Origin of the sequence: Pseudoalteromonas sp. bablab_jr011, from assembly GCF_016464045.1 — a bacterium.
GTDB classification, from domain to species: Bacteria; Pseudomonadota; Gammaproteobacteria; order Enterobacterales; family Alteromonadaceae; genus Pseudoalteromonas; species Pseudoalteromonas lipolytica.
The window spans coordinates 58256-74340 of sequence record NZ_JACDWU010000320.1 but is presented as its reverse complement, the minus strand read 5'-3'; the positions used below and the strand labels follow the sequence as shown (position 1 = coordinate 74340).

19 protein-coding genes are annotated in these 16085 nt (G+C 40.0%); 15 read left to right on the top strand and 4 right to left on the bottom strand.

Translation table 11 applies throughout. The features are described from left to right. Positions 1-98 precede the first annotated feature (98 nt). The 13 genes from JIG41_RS21170 (at position 99) to JIG41_RS21110 (ending at position 11756) form a co-directional block, all read left to right on the top strand. Complete coding sequence (locus JIG41_RS21170) at positions 99-1256, top strand: acyl-CoA dehydrogenase family protein (protein WP_036968447.1); 1158 nt, start codon at positions 99-101, stop codon at positions 1254-1256. A gap of 10 nt (positions 1257-1266) precedes the next feature. Further along, positions 1267-2046, top strand: a complete 780-nt coding sequence (locus JIG41_RS21165) for an enoyl-CoA hydratase (protein WP_065979914.1) — start codon at positions 1267-1269, stop codon at positions 2044-2046. Then, the gene (locus tag JIG41_RS21160; protein ID WP_036968442.1) at positions 2046-3188 is read left to right on the top strand and encodes an enoyl-CoA hydratase/isomerase family protein; all 1143 of its coding nucleotides are present in this window, start codon (positions 2046-2048) and stop codon (positions 3186-3188) included. Before JIG41_RS21165 ends, JIG41_RS21160 begins: the two co-directional genes overlap by 1 nt. Positions 3189-3193: 5 nt before the next feature. After that, positions 3194-4084: a 3-hydroxyisobutyrate dehydrogenase gene (mmsB, locus tag JIG41_RS21155; RefSeq protein ID WP_199525420.1), complete on the top strand. Its 891-nt coding sequence runs from the start codon at positions 3194-3196 to the stop codon at positions 4082-4084. A 9-nt stretch (positions 4085-4093) separates the two neighbouring features. Next, positions 4094-4855: an SDR family oxidoreductase gene (locus JIG41_RS21150; RefSeq protein WP_199525419.1), complete on the top strand. Its 762-nt coding sequence runs from the start codon at positions 4094-4096 to the stop codon at positions 4853-4855. A gap of 95 nt (positions 4856-4950) precedes the next feature. After that, complete coding sequence (locus JIG41_RS21145) at positions 4951-5439, top strand: hypothetical protein (protein WP_199525418.1); 489 nt, start codon at positions 4951-4953, stop codon at positions 5437-5439. 59 nt (positions 5440-5498) lie between these two features. Next, entirely contained in the window at positions 5499-7319 is a 1821-nt protein-coding gene (locus JIG41_RS21140) for a protein kinase domain-containing protein (RefSeq protein ID WP_036968435.1), read from the top strand. 513 nt (positions 7320-7832) lie between these two features. Next, positions 7833-8378 (top strand): DUF7010 family protein, encoded by a 546-nt coding sequence (locus JIG41_RS21135; protein WP_199525417.1) that lies wholly within the window; start codon positions 7833-7835, stop codon positions 8376-8378. Between the two features lie 185 nt (positions 8379-8563). Beyond that, positions 8564-9037, top strand: coding sequence for a DUF6624 domain-containing protein (locus tag JIG41_RS21130; protein ID WP_249406730.1), 474 nt, complete (start codon positions 8564-8566; stop codon positions 9035-9037). Positions 9038-9214: 177 nt separating this feature from the next. Beyond that, entirely contained in the window at positions 9215-9559 is a 345-nt protein-coding gene (locus JIG41_RS21125; RefSeq protein WP_227006818.1) for a lipoprotein, read from the top strand. 121 nt (positions 9560-9680) lie between these two features. Further along, positions 9681-10787 (top strand): serine hydrolase, encoded by a 1107-nt coding sequence (locus JIG41_RS21120; protein ID WP_199525416.1) that lies wholly within the window; start codon positions 9681-9683, stop codon positions 10785-10787. Positions 10788-11129: 342 nt separating this feature from the next. Then, positions 11130-11324 (top strand): antitermination protein NusB, encoded by a 195-nt coding sequence (locus tag JIG41_RS21115; RefSeq protein WP_075593573.1) that lies wholly within the window; start codon positions 11130-11132, stop codon positions 11322-11324. A gap of 108 nt (positions 11325-11432) precedes the next feature. Further along, positions 11433-11756 carry a low molecular weight protein tyrosine phosphatase family protein gene (locus JIG41_RS21110; protein ID WP_199525415.1) on the top strand — a complete coding sequence of 108 codons (324 nt, stop codon included), beginning with the start codon at positions 11433-11435 and terminating at the stop codon, positions 11754-11756. 143 nt (positions 11757-11899) lie between these two features. Here the strand turns inward: JIG41_RS21110 and JIG41_RS21105 are convergent, their stop codons facing one another. Continuing rightward, entirely contained in the window at positions 11900-12115 is a 216-nt protein-coding gene (locus JIG41_RS21105; protein WP_074988219.1) for a 4-oxalocrotonate tautomerase family protein, read from the bottom strand. Positions 12116-12284: 169 nt separating this feature from the next. On the opposite strand from JIG41_RS21105, the gene JIG41_RS21100 reads away from it, so the two are divergent. Next, positions 12285-12962 (top strand): helix-turn-helix domain-containing protein, encoded by a 678-nt coding sequence (locus JIG41_RS21100; protein WP_199525414.1) that lies wholly within the window; start codon positions 12285-12287, stop codon positions 12960-12962. Positions 12963-13305: 343 nt separating this feature from the next. Next, entirely contained in the window at positions 13306-13518 is a 213-nt protein-coding gene (locus JIG41_RS21095) for a CPXCG motif-containing cysteine-rich protein (protein WP_074988217.1), read from the top strand. An 82-nt stretch (positions 13519-13600) separates the two neighbouring features. Here the strand turns inward: JIG41_RS21095 and gloA are convergent, their stop codons facing one another. From gloA to JIG41_RS21080, 3 genes are all read right to left on the bottom strand, one after another. Further along, positions 13601-14134, bottom strand: coding sequence for a lactoylglutathione lyase (gene gloA, locus JIG41_RS21090; protein ID WP_199525413.1), 534 nt, complete (start codon positions 14132-14134; stop codon positions 13601-13603). 406 nt (positions 14135-14540) lie between these two features. Then, positions 14541-14957, bottom strand: coding sequence for a VF530 family DNA-binding protein (locus tag JIG41_RS21085; protein WP_036968414.1), 417 nt, complete (start codon positions 14955-14957; stop codon positions 14541-14543). A 93-nt stretch (positions 14958-15050) separates the two neighbouring features. Then, positions 15051-16043 (bottom strand): MDR family oxidoreductase, encoded by a 993-nt coding sequence (locus JIG41_RS21080; RefSeq protein ID WP_199525412.1) that lies wholly within the window; start codon positions 16041-16043, stop codon positions 15051-15053. Positions 16044-16085: the final 42 nt, after the last annotated feature.

Genomic DNA, 16085 nt, shown 5'->3' with positions numbered 1-16085 from the left:
CGCCGGTAAGCGCGCTTTATAAGGAATGAGCGAGGCTGTCCTCGCTCTTTAAACACCGATTTATACAAAGAATAAGACAACAATTTAAGAGGTCTACTATGGACTTTAATTTAACCGAAGATCAGCAAGCCTTTGCTGAAACAGCCCGTCAGTTTGCAGAGTCTGAACTGGCACCTTACGCCGCTAAATGGGATCAAGAACACATTTTTCCAAAAGACACCATTAAGGCAGCGGGTCAGCTTGGTTTTTGTGGTTTATACACGCCAGAAGAAGCGGGTGGTTTAGGGTTATCTCGCCTAGATTCAAGCATTATTTTTGAACAGCTTGCGATGGGGTGTACAGCAACCACCGCCATGCTAACGATTCATAATATGGCAACCTGGATGGTAGCAAGCTTCGGTACCGATGCAGTAAAAGAAAAATACTGCGAACAACTTGTCATGGGTGAATTACTTGCCTCGTATTGCTTAACCGAGCCGGGTTCAGGTTCTGATGCTGCATCACTTAAAACAAAAGCCGTTAAAGAAGGCGACGAGTATGTGATTTCAGGCTCTAAGATGTTTATCTCTGGAGCGGGTGAAACTGACTTATTAGTGGTTATGGCACGCACCGGTGGTGAAGGTGCTGCAGGTATCTCGGCATTTGTGGTTCCTGCAGATGCAGCCGGCGTTGAGTATGGTAAAGCCGAAGAAAAAATGGGCTGGAATGCACAACCAACACGCTTAATTAGCTTTGAAGACGTGCGTATTCCTGCTGCAAACTTACTGGGTCAAGAAGGCGAAGGTTTTAAATTTGCGATGCAAGGCCTAGATGGCGGTCGTATTAATATTGCAACGTGTTCGTTAGGTACGGCGCAAGCTGCACTTAATACAGCGCGCGAGTATTTAAAAGAGCGTGAGCAATTTGGCAAGCCTTTAGCCGCTTTCCAAGCGTTGCAATTTAAAATTGCTGACATGAACACGGAGCTTGTAGCTGCGCGTCAAATGGTACGTTTAGCGGCGTTTAAACTTGATACGGGCGACAGCGAAAAAACCACCTACTGTGCAATGGCAAAACGCTTTGCCACTGATGTTGGCTTTAAAGTATGTGATGATGCACTGCAAATTCACGGTGGCTATGGCTATATCAAAGAATACCCGCTAGAGCGTCATTTTAGAGATGTGCGAGTACATCAAATACTTGAAGGTACAAACGAAATTATGCGTGTGATTATTGCGCGCCGTATTTTAGCTGAATCAGCTAACGACATTCTATAAGGAGCGTGCTATGTCTAATCCATCTATCGATCTTGTTATTGAAGGCAACGTAGCGGTGTTAACAATGAATAACCCGCCTGCGAATACCTGGACACACGATACACTTACCGCCTTAAAAGACACGGTGACAGAATTAAATGCCAATAAAAACGTATATGCATTGGTTATCACAGGTCAAGGCGAGAAGTTTTTTAGTGCCGGTGCCGATTTAAATGTATTTGCAAGTGGCGATAAAGGCGTTGCGGCAACCATGTCAAAAGTATTTGGTGATGCATTTGAAGCATTAACAAACTTCCGTGGTGTTTCAATTGCTGCAATAAATGGCTATGCCATGGGCGGCGGTCTTGAAGTTGCCCTTGCGTGCGATATTCGTATTGCAGAGCAACAAGCACAAATGGCGCTACCTGAAGCAAAAGTAGGCTTACTGCCTTGTGCTGGCGGGACGCAAAATCTTGCGTGGTTAGTGGGCGAAGGTTGGGCAAAACGCATGATCTTATGTGGTGAGCGTTTAAAAGCCGACAAAGCACTTGAAATTGGACTTGTTGAAGAAGTTGTTGCCCAAGGCGAAAGTTTAAATGCAGCAATGGCGCTTGCTAATCAAGTCGCTGAACAGAGCCCTGTTGCTGTTACTGCGTGTAAAGAACTCATTCAAAAAGGCCGTACTCAGCCTATGGCTCATGCATTACCACTTGAGCGTGAACTGTTTGTTCAACTTTTCGACAGCAAAGACCAACGCGAAGGTGTGAACGCATTCTTAGAAAAGCGTAAAGCAAACTGGGTAAATGGCTAATGAGTAATTTAACACTACTAAATCATCAAGATGCGCCAGTGGTGTTCGAAACTGCAGAGGCTGCCAGCGGCCTCATTGCAATTGCAACACTTAACGCGCCAAAGTCGTTAAATGCATTAAATTACGACATGATCCAGTTACTTGAGCCACAGCTTAGAAAGTGGGCTGACGATGACTCAGTAGCGATGGTTATTTTAAAAGGTGCAGGTGAAAAAGCGTTTTGTGCCGGTGGCGATGTGGTTAGTTTACACAAAGCGATGAGCACAGGTGAGCCTGCCAGCTACATTGAAGATTTCTTCACGTTAGAGTACAAGCTTGATTACCTAATACACTGCTACGAAAAACCCATTATGTTATGGGGTAACGGTATTGTGATGGGCGGGGGCCTTGGCTTAATGGCGGGGGCAAGTCATCGAGTCGTAACTGACACTTCTCGAATCGCGATGCCTGAACTTACTATTGGCTTGTACCCAGATGTTGGCGGCAGTTACTTTTTACATAAAATGCCAGATCAAGTGGGCCTATTTTTAGGTTTAACGGCGGCCTCTATTAATGCCGAAGATGCATTATTTGTAAACTTAGCCGATCATTATGCAACGGCCGATAAATTTGATGCCATTTTTTCTGCTATCACTGCTGAAAAATGGGGTAAAACAGCCTCATTAAACCATGAAAAGCTAACTCAAATTTTAGTCTCTATCGATAACATTTCAGGTCGAGTACCAAAGGGGAATGTGAAAGCTAACCTAGCAGTTATTCAAAAGCTTGCTGAGTTTGAAACTCTAGAAGACAAAATTGACTATATCCAAGCAATCGACACAGAAGATAAATGGCTGTCACGTGCTCAAAAATCGTTGGCACATGGTTGCCCGCTGAGTTGTGCATTGGTAGAGCGCCAACTTGCTGCATCGAAAGGCAAAACACTTGCTGAGTGTTTTAAAATGGAGCTTGGTATGTCGGTACGATGCGGTGAAGTAGGTGAATTTCAAGAGGGTGTGCGTGCTTTATTAATTGATAAAGATGGCGCACCTAATTGGCAATTTAAGTCACTATCAGACATTGAACCTGATTTACTAGAAAGCTTTTTTACATCACGCTGGGATGAGCAAACTCACCCACTCAATGTGTTAACCAAGGGGTAATACAGATGGCTAAATTAACAATAGGTTTTATTGGTTTAGGCAACATGGGTGGCCCAATGGCGGCTAACCTAGTTAATGCCGGCCACACAGTACGCGTATTTGATTTAAATAAAGCGGCGGTCAGCGAACTTGAAGCAAAAGGCGCAATGGCCGCAAGCGATGCTGCTGAGTGTGCTATTGGTGCCGATATTTTTATTAGTATGCTACCAGCAAGCAAGCATGTTAAGTCGCTTTATCTAGGTGAAACGGGCTTAATTAATTTACTAGACAGTAAAACATTGGTTATCGATTGCTCAACCATTGATGCTGAATCAGCTCGTCAAGTAGGCAGCGAACTGGCACAAAAAGGCATTGATTTTGTTGATGCGCCGGTATCAGGTGGTGTTGCAGGTGCAACCGCGGGTACGCTGACCTTTATTGTCGGTGGTGAGCAACATCACTTTGAAAAAGCCAAGCTTGCATTGGTTGATATGGGCAAAAATATTTTCCATGCGGGTGATATTGGCGCAGGCCAAGTGGCTAAAATATGTAACAACATGCTGCTTAGTATTTTGATGGCAGGGACAAGTGAAGCTCTGCAAATGGGCATTAATAATGGCTTAGACCCCAAAGTATTGAGTGACATTATGACCGCCAGTTCAGGCCGTAACTGGACCTTAGAGCTTTATAACCCTTGCCCAGGTGTGATGGAAACCGCACCGGCTAGTAATGATTATAAACCGGGCTTTATGGTTGATTTAATGGCAAAAGATTTAGGTCTTGCTATGGAAGCAGCCCAGCAAAGTAATTCATCAACCCCAATGGGGTCAATGGCTAAAAATTTATACACCATGCTGCAACACCAAGGTGCAGGCAGTGATGATTTTAGTGCCATTTTTAAATTATTCTCGAAGTAGGAGTGTGTTGTGGAAATTAAAAACAACAACATCGTTATTACTGGTGGTGCGCAAGGTTTAGGCTTTGCGATGGCCGAAAAGTTTGCATCGCTTGGCGCAAATATTGCGCTGATTGATATGCAACAAGACATCCTCGATACCGCGGTATCTGCCTTGGCTAAATACGGCACAAAAGTACAAGCCTATGCTGCAAATGTGACTGATGAAGATGCAGTCGTTGCAACATTCAACACGATTAATAATGACTTTGGTCATATTGGTGTGCTTATCAACAATGCGGGTATTTTACGTGATGGTATGTTTATCAAAGCGAAAGAAGGCAAAGTGGTTGATAAGATGTCGCTTGCCCAATTTCAGTCTGTTATTGATGTAAACCTGACGGGCGTGTTTTTAGCCGGACGTGAAGCAGCAAGCCACATGATTGAGTCTGGTAAAGGTGGCGTTATCGTTAATATGTCGAGCGTTGCACGAGCAGGTAATATTGGTCAAACGAACTATGCTGCTTCTAAAGCGGGTGTTGTTGCCATGACAACGGGTTGGGCAAAAGAGCTAGGCCGCTTTGGAATTCGTGTGGGTGCAATTGCACCGGGTGTTATTCGCACTGCAATGACCGATGCAATGAAGCCAGAGGCAAAACAGCGTATGATGGCTGTAACCCCAGTGGGTCGCTTTGGTGAAGCAGAAGAAATTGCACAAACGGCACAGTACATTGTTGAAAACGATTTCTTTACAGGCCGTGTTGTTGAAATAGACGGCGGTATTCGACTTTAATTTCAATTACCCATTGAATACCAAAACGGTAAGCTTAGCTTGCCGTTTTTTTGTTTTTAGATTAGGGTGAGTTTCTGATTAATAAGGAAATTACAATGACAACAGAGAACGTTAAAGCTTCACTGATGAAGGGAATAACAGCACAATTTACGTTAGGCAAGCATGTTATTGAATATTGGGGGTCAGCCTATACCGGTAAAGAGACCTTAAAAGTCGATGGTGAATTAATAAAAGAAGCCCGTAGTTTTAAAACTTCCTCTTGCCATAAATTTGATATTGATGGTAAAGCCTGCAAGCTAGATGTAATCGTAAAGCCCTTTAGAAAATCTACCGCAGTTATTTCATTAATGTGTGATGGCGTTTTAGAGCAAAGCTATCAGCTTAAGTACGGTACAATACGAAAAGTTGCATGGTATTTTAAAGCGATTCAACTTATGGCATTTTTTGCTCTAGGCTGGATGTTTATGAGCGACGTAATAAGTGTGATGGAGTTAATTATTCTGGCAGGCATCATTTTAACTGTTTCAGAACTGTTTTTTAAACAACATGGTTGGACCATTGAAGAGCAAAATCCTTGTAATTAACTTACCAACATTCAATAATTAAACGGCTAACAATGCCGTTTTTTATTTTGAGAGATGCAGTGAATCCCAAACAAATCCGCAATTTTTATATCAACGAAGAGCAGTCTGTATACTTACTGTCTCACCATGATGCAAAAAAGCACCGTCGATGGCTCAACATATGTATTAAGCAATTAACCTTGCTTGGTTACACGCAGGTTGAACTAATTGGTTCAGGGGCATTTGGTTTTGTTTTTGCGGGGATTGATGATGAAGGCGTGCCATGGGTATTTAAGTTTTCGCGGATAACACTGGCACAAAGCGTTCGTGACCGCCTAGAAGACGAAGCTTACATGCTTTCTCAAGTAAATAACCCCTTGGTGCCGAAGTTTTACGCCTTTGAAAGAATAAAAAAGCAAGGCATCTTAATGATGGAACGCGCCCTTGGCGAAGATTTAGAAAAAATATCCATCAAGCAAGGGCGTTTTAGTGCAGCAAAAATTATGTCGCTCGCGCTTAAGCTCAGGAATGTACTGGTTGATTTGCGTGAGCACAAAAATGGCATTAGCCCACAACCCATTGTGCATGGTGATATTAAGCCTTCTAATATCGTGTATGACGAACAAAGTAATAAATTATCTTTGGTTGATTGGGGCAGTTCTGTGTATGCCCAAATCGACAGTGAAGGGAATCCGGTTGCCAGCAATTTTATGGATTTAATGTCGGCAGATATAAGCACCACCAACGCACGTATGGGCGATGTGTACTTTATTGGTGATGAGCAGATGTCGGGCGGTCAATCATCGCCACGGTTTGACGAGCAAGGCGTTGCATCAACCTTGTATGCATTAGCATCTGCGCAATCATGCCGCTTTGGCGCAAAAGTTATTCCTGCCACCAGTCTTAACTTACCCATTGAGCTTGCACGGGTAATTGATGGCATGCTTTCAAAAGATAAAGCAACGCGAGATGGTGCGGGCGATTACTTTATGCGTAATATGCCAACCATGGCTAAAGCATATTTACCAGAGCTGCCCCGTGAGGTGATACGCCCCTATATTCCCTACTGGTTTAGCGACATAGACGAGCACCCTGATACCGTAGTATACAGCTCGCGTAAACAGTTTTTGCGCCAAGCTGATCATAATCAACAACTGCTCGATGTAAATGATGCACAGCTTGATAGATACTATAAAGAGTTCTTATTTGATACCGGCGATACCGAAAAAGCATTTTTGGCGGCAATCAGTCGATTAGCTAAATACCCGGTAGTAGGGGGCTTAAGTTTTCACTGGAAAGAAAACTCCGTGTTTGTTGAGTCATCCTTAATTTTGCATGACGAAAGCTTAGGCACTGCCTTTACAGACGCTATAAATAATACCGTGATGCTTGCTCAAGGTATTGAACAAAAAGGTCTGTTTAAGTGTTGCTTATTCGATGCGCGTAAAACTATTCAATTAGAACGTGACGGCACAGGGGCCTTTAAGTTTGAACATTTACCAGAGCTTGATTACGAAGTGATGGATGTACAGGCCTCTGATGTAACGCGACCACACTCGTACTTTGAAGACGGCAAAGACCCTGATGAGCAACTACAACTGCCTAAAAAAGTGATTAAATGCGTATTTGAGCTAAACCAAATACATCATACAGGCTGTATCATTTTTGAAGCTTTGCCAGATAGAATGAAAATTCACCATTACTACCGCTTACTTGACGCCAGTAAAGAACCTGAATTTAAGCGCTTACTAAGTAAGTTGATGCAATATGCTGTTAGCATTACCGATGTAGGCGTTGCTGGTTTTATGAAACTCCCGTATAAAAACACCCGTGAATTTGACTTATGTGCCAAACAACCGGATGAATTCTACCCTCGGGATCCAAAAAGAGTCGCTCTGTAATGCGCTGGGCTTAACATAGCCAAACAAAGCCAAAATACAGAGCTCACTTTTTTACCTGCCACTTTATAAAGACGTCGCGTAAGTTGTTTTACCGCTCACTTAGCCATTTCTAATACCAATATCAATCCGAAGTAATAGAAAATCATTTTGATATCAACGATGTTTTATTGTCTCAAGAGTACTTAATTTAGCGAATTGGTACAATTTTCTTACATGCAATGCACTGATTTAAAGGAAGCTAAATTGGCTTAAGACTTAGTTTTAATTGATGGATTTTAGGTGCGGGCACGGTAATCTACATGGTACTGTGTTTATATACAGTTATGAGTGCTTGTGCCCAATAATATTAAGTACACTGTTTTGAAGTGGATTTTTGAAGTCTAAATATGCTTTTTAATTATGTGTTTACAAAGATGTTTATGTGTAGAAAGATGGGTGTATAAAAAATAAGCCATCAAATGCGTTATGAAGCAGTAAAGTGGTTGGGTATTAAAGGGCATGTAAGGAGTAATTATGACATTTGAAGATGCACAAAAAGATATGAATACTTCTTACTGTGGTGGCGGAACCGGCGTTTTAGCATCTGGGGTTATCTGGTGTTTAGCGGGGATAGTTGCACTTCAATACTCATATCAATCTAGCATGCTCGCGCTTTTTTTTGGTGGCATGTTTATACATCCTATCGCTATATTTTTATCAAAAGCACTGAAGCGTTCAGGAAAACATAATGCTAAAAATCCGCTCGGAAAACTTGCTTTAGAAAGTACGATAATTTTATTTGTTGGGTTGTTTATTGCCTTTGCTGTAGCAACATTAAAGCCTGAATGGTTTTATCCAATTATGCTAATGATAATTGGTGTACGTTATTTAATTTTCAATACTTTATATGGCACAAAAGTGTATTGGATTTTAGGGGCTCTGCTTTTGATATCTGGCGCGCTGTGCATATTTTTCGCGAGTGATTTTGTAATTGGTGCGTTTATTGGGGCTGCATTAGAAATCGTGTTTGCGGTCGTAATTTTAAATCAGTCAAAAAATTTGCATCTAAAAATAACATAACACGCCTTGCTAGTGTGAATTTTAACTGGCAGTTATACAGATTGGAGAAACATGGAAGAACTTTACCTAGAAATAGCGTTTACAATAGCGGTCGCTCTGAACCCTTATTAAAACGCTGTTTATAGTTAAATCGGTTGTCGTTCATGCCACAGCGATAAAACTCATTTTACAAGGAAGAGAAAATTATGCGTTATTTAATACTTATCTTATTTATTCCATTTTTTACTTTAGCTGAAAGCAGTCCAGAACTAAAAAAGGAATTAATGCAAATGGAAATTCAAGATCAAAGTATCCGCAATAAAATAGGAAAAGTTGGCTGGCAAAATCCCCCCAAAGAACTCATAAACCAGCTAAAGATAATAGATGAAGCTAATACAACTAAGCTAAAAGCTATTATCAAAGAACATTCATGGCTAACAAAAGAATTGGTCGGTGATGAAGGAGTGAGTGCTGCTTTTTTAATAATTCAGCATTCATCAGATATTGAATTTAAAGCAAAAATGCTCCCGTATTTAGAGACGTCATATTTAAATAATGAAGGTATAACGGGACAGCAACTTGCCCTACTAACTGATAGGGTCCTTATTGCTCAGGGCAACAAGCAACTCTATGGCACTCAGGCTGACTTAATTGAGGGTCAAATAGTATTTAGTCCTTGAAGACAAGGCTAATGTTGATAAACGTCGAGCAAAAATGAAAATGCCACCACTCGATTTTTATAAAAAGTTAATGGAAGAAATGTACGGTATAAAAGATCACCCTGAAATAGATCTTAATTAATACAACGATAAAAGCAAAATTAAGCTCTTTTAAGACAGGTTTTCGGTGGGATCTTAATGGTAGAAATGAAAAAGTTTATTTTACTGGTTTTAGCTGTGCTTACTTTGACTTCTTGTAGCAAGCCTTTGCCAGCGGATAAGTTATCTTACGTAGGTGAGTGGGAAAGCAAAGAAATGTACTTGCTTATCCATCAAGACGGTACGGTGGTATATGAGAGGGTCCAAGATGGTGGGTCAACATCTATAAACGCGCCGTTAAAAGAGTTTATAGGAGACGACTTTGTAGTAGGTGTGGCTTTTTTAACCTCTAATTTCGATGTGACAGAAGCACCACATTTGGTTGGTGACGAATGGGTAATGGTTGTTGATGGCGTGAGATTAACAAAAAACCAAGGTTATTAGATATTGCTGTAAATATTTATAGGAACTTACTTAAATAATTAATATTAGGTTGTTTTTATTATAAGAGATTCTTACTTTAGAAGCGTGTATTTGCGTTATTTAGTGTTTCAAAAGGGATGTTATGAATAAATTATTATTTTTTATTGTTTTTTTCGTTATTAGTAATGCTCAAGCAGCTGACGCGACTTATTTCTCAGAACTAAAAGCCGAGCTTGATCAGGCTGTACCAAAGATTTTAGATAAGCATAAAGCCCCTGGTGTTGCCGTTGCCTTTGTTCAAGGCGAAGAGGTTACCGGATTTCTTTCTTATGGCTTTGCAGATATTGAAAGTCAAAAAGCCATTACAGAAAATACCATGTTTAATGTAGGCTCAATATCAAAAGTAGTGACTTCGTGGGGGGTTATGCAGTTGGTGGATCAAGGTAAAGTTGAACTTGATAAACCAATAAATAATTATTTAAAACGCTGGAAGATACCTAAGTCTGAGTTTGGAACTGAAAATGTAACGTTAAGAAATGTTCTGTCGCATACATCGGGCTTGTCTCTCGGTCCTTATTCTGGCTGGGGCTCACCGACAGATGTTCCTTCGATTGTAGATTCATTAAATGGCAAGAATAATGGTGCAGGCGATGTAAAAATAATACATACACCAAATACAAAATGGTCATACTCAGGTGGTGGGTACTCTATTGTTCAGTTACTCATAGAAGATGTATCGGGTTTAAGTTTTGAAGACTATATGCAGAAAAATGTACTTAAGCCGCTTGGAATGAATAACTCAACATTTAATGTAACACCTGCTGTTATGAGTAAATCAGCAACACCGTATGATGAAAATGCAAAGAAAACATCCATGATCTACTTTGCTGAGCAAGCCGCTGCGGGTTTACAAACAACTGCTATTGATTTAGCACGATTTAATTTAGCCGTGCTTAAAAATAAGGAAAATAAATACAATGGCTCTCGTTTTATATCACAAGCTCTAATTAAAGAAATGATTACACCTGTAGCAAATACAGGGGGTCGCTGGAGTATGAGTTATGTTGTCGATTCAGAAAATAAAAGTTTAGGGTTCGCTGGATTTAACCAAGGGTGGATAGCGTTAACACGGTCGATTACAGACCAAAATAGAGGCTACGTTATACTTACCAATAGCAGCATAGGAAGCGTTAGTAATGATATTGATAGTCTTATTTTATCTAAACTGCGCAAGCCTAAAAGTGAGTAGTTTATAGCAACTAAGCTTACTTAATAGGTATTTTTGATACTTAATAAGGTGGTTATGTTGAAAAGCATAGAGATAATAACAATCTATTTAGTATAGAGCTCAATAATAGGGAGTCGTACTGATGAAACGCTTTCCCAGGTCTTTATACAATTTACAACAGTGATGGTTTGGAAAGTGAAGCCGCAGGGTACGTATGCGAAATTTTATTACTAAGCAACTAACACCAAAAAATTCCTTGGCCCTAGTTATTTATCGATAGTTAAGCTACAAATTTATGTTTCAGTTTTAAAAGCGTTTGCGGGCCGATTTTTCGGCGTAATTAATTAAATGAAGGAAAGTACGATGAATGGAAGTGAAATTTTGTCAGGTGGCGGTCAATATGTGATTGGTTTAGGGACCTTAGCATTATTAAATGCAGGCTTAGCTCAAAGTAAAAACAGAAGTGGGCTATTATGGTTTTTTATATCCTTGCTCTTAGGCCCATTAGCAACATTTTTATTAGTTGTTCTGGATAAACAACCAAACAGAAATTACTAAAAATTATTAGCATGGATACAATCAGGCAATTTAAATTCAATTTCGCTTGATTACATTAAATTTTTGTCGACGAATAAACAGCCCCTTATAAGGGGCTTAAAGGTGAAAATGAATCTATTATTTGTTTGCTCAGAAAATCGCTTGCGCAGTCCTACCGCAGAAGAGGCGTTTTCTGAATACGAAGGTATTAATGCGATAGGGTGCGGAACAAACATCGATTCTGAAACACCTTTATCTGGTGATCTTATCGAATGGGCAGACGTTATTTTTGTGATGGAAAAAACTCACAAAAATAAAGTATCGAACAAATATAAAGAGCTACTTAAAGGAAAGAAACTTGCCTGCCTAGAAATTCCTGATAATTATCAACGGATGCAACCAGAACTTATTAAATTGCTAACAAGCAAGGTGCCAAGGTACGTTCGATTGTAAATGATGACATGTTTTACCAATAAAGTTGGGTCTGTAGGTATATATAAATCATGTAATAGTTAGTTAAGTGAACTGCGCAAATACTTTATAAAAAGTATCTGTGCAGTCTAATTTTTAAAATTTAAGAACGATAGAGTGTTAACTTATCCTTGAGCCATTGCTTTGACGTCGTTTGCGGTCAACGTTTGACCACCGATCCCCCAGTCACCTTGTTTGACTTCATTAATTTTTACCCATGTAACACCACGTAAATTTTCACCTTCTATGGACACCATCGTGTCAGTCACCTTCTTAATCATGATTTGTTTTTGTTCAGCACTAAAAACACCTTCAATAATATCGATATTAACGAGTGGCATAGTTTTATCCTTTGTATAAGTGTTGTTTGGAAATGTAAGTCTGAGTGAAGGCGTTTGCTCTAGCTAGTGTAGAAACAGGAGCATATCCAGTACAGTTTTTGTACTAGTAGATAGGTCACCAAGCGTATACACTGGAAAATACTTGATTTTTAGCTCTGGAAGAAATGGAATGTCTCAAAATAGCTATAACCAATTTTGCCCTATCGCCAAAGCCTGTGAGGTGTTAGAACCTCGTTGGACATTACTTATTATGTGTGAAATGTGGTCTGGGTCTAGTCGTTTTAATGAAATTAGAAGGGGGGTGCCTGGGATGTCGCCAACATTACTTTCTAAGCGCCTAAAAGGTATGGAAGAGCAGGGCCTTATTAATCGAAGTGAAAATTCAAAAACGGGCCATATCGATTATAAAATTACAGAAATTGGACAAGAGCTTTCACCGATTGTATTTGCGTTAGGTAAATGGGCTCATCGTAATATTGATGCTGATGTCACTTTAGAAAAACTCGATGCTAAATTACTCATGTGGAATGTAAGACGCAAAATTGATTTTTCAAAATTTACTTCCCAGAAAAAAGTCATTCAATTTGTTTTTAGTGAGTTGCCAAAAGAAAAAAGATCTTTTTGGTTAATATCGCGTCCAGATACAAGTATTGACCTTTGTACAAAGGACCCAGGCTTTGATGTGGACCTTTATATTAATGCAGATCTAAGAGCACTTACCTCAGTATGGTTAGGGCTTTCTAAAATGAATGACGAAATTTTAGAGAAAAAAATTAAATTAGTAGGGGATCAAACACTGGCTTTTACCATAAATGAGTGGATGGTCAGAAGTGCTTTCGCCGCCTAATGGTCTCCTTTTATTTTTTTGGCAATCGTGAGGTTCTTGTAATTGAGATTTAATGCTTTTGTTTAATACCTCACTATGGTTATCTCTATTCTTTACAGCTTATGCTGTATCGGCTAAGTTAATTTGAACGAGAGCTTTAATTTGAACGAGAGGTTTAAACTAAAGTGCAGTAATAGATAACCCTATATGAACTGTGTGAAGCAGAACAAAAAACACAGTTGCTATAATATGTTGTAACCTCATCTATTCGTACGATGGTAATTATCTTATTGTGTAAAACATCGTTACACTATGCTTAGGTTAATTACGAATTAAGCAAAATACCGATAGAGGATGCTCTGTTATGAATCAATTAACTGAAAAAACGATTGCGTGTCCGTATTGTGGTGAACACATTGATGTATTATTAGACCCCGCTGATGTTGATCAGCAATACATAGAAGATTGCCAAGTTTGTTGTAAGCCTATTAATTTTTTGGTTTTTGAAAGCGCTGATGAAACGCTTTCAGTGACAGTATCCAGTGATGATGCTGGTTATGGGTTTGCGTCTTATTAGATTACGGATTGTTAGCTATTTTTATGCTTAACGCCACATTAAACAAAAACCTGCATATTGCAGGTTTTTGAATGTTAAAGTTTTATGGCTTCTGAGCTTCTATAATCTCAGTGATCCCCTCAGCCGAGAGTATTTCTATCCAATATCCATCAGGGTCTTTAATAAAGGCTAAGCCTTTCATTGAGCCATCATCAGGCTTTTTCACAAACTCAACATCATATTTAGCAAAGCGTTCACAGGCTGCGTATACGTCAGGCACGCTAATACCAATATGACCAAACCCTTTGGGTTCTTTATTTCCATTATGGTAACCCTCAAAGCTGTCGTCGTTTTCAGTGCCCCAATTATGTGTAAGCTCTATGAGCGCTGGGCGGCGAAATACCCACTGTGCTTTTTCTTTATCAGTCCCTTTTGGTATAGCTTGCTCATAGCCTAAAAAGTACAGTGTAAATTCCATTGCCGGAAAATCGTACTTGCCTAATAGTTTCATTCCTAAAACGTTTTGGTAAAACTCTAATGAAGGCTTAGGATCTTTTATACGCAGCATTGTTTGTTGCATTACGTAATCTTGTGTCGCATTTGCGATTTGTTCTGGCGATTCATTGTAGTCAGACATACATGTCCTTTGAAAAGTTAGAGGTGAAAAAACATAAATGTAGTGTAGTAATCATAATCAACCTTCATTGAAATTTAAACCATGATACGTAAAGGCTATCTAATAAAGTGAACTACTTTCTTTAAAATAGGTGTATCTGTTTATGTCACTTAATACACGGGCCGATGCTATTAAAGACGGAATAGATATTTATAAACCAAGGAGGAAATAACGATGAGGGTCTTTACGAAAACGTCTAACAAATTGACTTAAATTGATTGGAACTTTGATTAGTACTTTTTTAACAGATACTTTTTAACTGGTACTTTTTAACAACTACTTTTGATTAGTCGTAAAAAAGCAAAGAAACAACCTAAATAAGCCGCTCTTAAAAACGGCTCATTTAAACTTAAAACATGAAGCTAGATTAATTACCCCAAGGGTTGCTCGCGCTTGAACGCTGTTTACGCGCACGGGCTTTTTGTTTCGCTTCTTTTTTCTCATGAATGCGTTTTGCATCAGTAAAACTAAGCTCACACGGCTCACCAGGTTTTTGATCTGCTGGGATCACACGATCGCGTGGTGGTAGCTCGTAGTTAACGTCATCAGGGCGCGGTAAGTTTTTTAGGCGGTACAGATAAAAGTTCTCGACCTTTTCTTGCGCCCATTGAGTTTTTCGCAAAAACTTAACGGCAGATTTTACATCAGGGTTATTTTTAAAGCAGTTTAAACGCAGGTAGGCATGGAGTAATTCCCAGCCATACTGGTCAACAAGTTCAGTGACAACCTGCTCAATGCCCACACCCTGTAGTGGGTTATTGCTGAAAATTTCTTTATTACTCATTCGACTGTCCGGTATTTCTCAAAACTAGGGTAAGTATAATTGCCTTTACCCTAGTTTTATACCTAACGAAGCAAGAAACTGTATTTTGAGTGGTTATTCTTTACAGTTAACCACAACACGGCCACGTATTTCGCCTTTTAATAATGCATCAGCATGGCTAATGGCGTCTGATAATGGAATTTCTCGCGAAATTGTATCTAGATACTCAGGCTCAACTAACTCGCTCAGACGTTGCCATGCTTCGATACGGTCAGCTTTAGGGCGCATAACACTGTCTATACCTATTAAGCTGATACCACGAAGAATGAATGGCGCAACGGTTGCTGGGAAATCCATGCCTTGTGCTAAACCACAGGCTGTAACAACACCCCCATAGTTAATTGATGCACAGACATTTGCCAGTGTATGACTACCTACCGAATCAATGGCTGCCGCAAATTGCTCTTTGGCAAGTGGTTTACCAGCAGTGGAGAACTCATCGCGTGATAAAACACGTTTTGCTCCAAGTTTTTGTAAGTGTTCGGCCTCGTTCATACGACCCGTTGTTGCTACAACGTCAAAACCGAGCTTATTGAGTAAGTAGATGGCAAAACTTCCCACTCCACCATTTGCTCCAGTCACTAATACTTCGCCGCTTTGTGGGCTAATACCGTGCTTTTCAAGCGCAATAATACTCAGCATTGCGGTGTAGCCTGCGGTGCCAATTTGCATTGCTTGTTTAGGGGTTAAATTAGCGGGGAGGGGAATAAGCCAATCGCTCTTCATTGAGGCTTTTTCGCTAAGACCGCCTAAATACTTTTCGCCAACACCAAAGCCATTTAATAATACGGTGTCGCCCGGTTTAAATTCGTCAGAATTGGATTCGCTAACCGTGCCTGCAAGGTCAATACCTGGGATCATAGGAAATTGTCTTACCACTGGTCCTGTCCCCGTTATCGCCAGAGCATCTTTATAATTGAGGGTGCTGTAGTCAACATCAATATTAACATTATGCTGGTGGATGCTCTCAACAGGAAAATCTGTGTACTTGGCGTGATAGCCTTGATCATCTTTATTTATAACTATCGATTTGGCTGATGTTGTCATGGTTGACTCCTTTTAGACCGATCGTCTTTTAATGGTTAAATT

Excerpts from the sequence above, each read along its gene's own strand:
- JIG41_RS21110 (WP_199525415.1), top strand. The coding sequence starts at position 11,433 with ATGAATCTATTATTTGTTTGCTCAGAAAATCGCTTGCGCAGTCCTACC.
- JIG41_RS21170 (WP_036968447.1), top strand. The coding sequence starts at position 99 with ATGGACTTTAATTTAACCGAAGATCAGCAAGCCTTTGCTGAAACAGCC.
- JIG41_RS21105 (WP_074988219.1), bottom strand. The coding sequence starts at position 12,115 with ATGCCACTCGTTAATATCGATATTATTGAAGGTGTTTTTAGTGCTGAA.
- JIG41_RS21125 (WP_227006818.1), top strand. The coding sequence starts at position 9,215 with ATGGTAGAAATGAAAAAGTTTATTTTACTGGTTTTAGCTGTGCTTACT.
- JIG41_RS21080 (WP_199525412.1), bottom strand. The coding sequence starts at position 16,043 with ATGACAACATCAGCCAAATCGATAGTTATAAATAAAGATGATCAAGGC.
- JIG41_RS21120 (WP_199525416.1), top strand. The coding sequence starts at position 9,681 with ATGAATAAATTATTATTTTTTATTGTTTTTTTCGTTATTAGTAATGCT.
- JIG41_RS21135 (WP_199525417.1), top strand. The coding sequence starts at position 7,833 with ATGACATTTGAAGATGCACAAAAAGATATGAATACTTCTTACTGTGGT.
- JIG41_RS21115 (WP_075593573.1), top strand. The coding sequence starts at position 11,130 with ATGAATGGAAGTGAAATTTTGTCAGGTGGCGGTCAATATGTGATTGGT.
- mmsB (WP_199525420.1), top strand. The coding sequence starts at position 3,194 with ATGGCTAAATTAACAATAGGTTTTATTGGTTTAGGCAACATGGGTGGC.
- JIG41_RS21130 (WP_249406730.1), top strand. The coding sequence starts at position 8,564 with ATGCGTTATTTAATACTTATCTTATTTATTCCATTTTTTACTTTAGCT.
- gloA (WP_199525413.1), bottom strand. The coding sequence starts at position 14,134 with ATGTCTGACTACAATGAATCGCCAGAACAAATCGCAAATGCGACACAA.
- JIG41_RS21165 (WP_065979914.1), top strand. The coding sequence starts at position 1,267 with ATGTCTAATCCATCTATCGATCTTGTTATTGAAGGCAACGTAGCGGTG.
- JIG41_RS21085 (WP_036968414.1), bottom strand. The coding sequence starts at position 14,957 with ATGAGTAATAAAGAAATTTTCAGCAATAACCCACTACAGGGTGTGGGC.
- JIG41_RS21095 (WP_074988217.1), top strand. The coding sequence starts at position 13,306 with ATGAATCAATTAACTGAAAAAACGATTGCGTGTCCGTATTGTGGTGAA.
- JIG41_RS21145 (WP_199525418.1), top strand. The coding sequence starts at position 4,951 with ATGACAACAGAGAACGTTAAAGCTTCACTGATGAAGGGAATAACAGCA.
- JIG41_RS21160 (WP_036968442.1), top strand. The coding sequence starts at position 2,046 with ATGAGTAATTTAACACTACTAAATCATCAAGATGCGCCAGTGGTGTTC.
- JIG41_RS21100 (WP_199525414.1), top strand. The coding sequence starts at position 12,285 with ATGTCTCAAAATAGCTATAACCAATTTTGCCCTATCGCCAAAGCCTGT.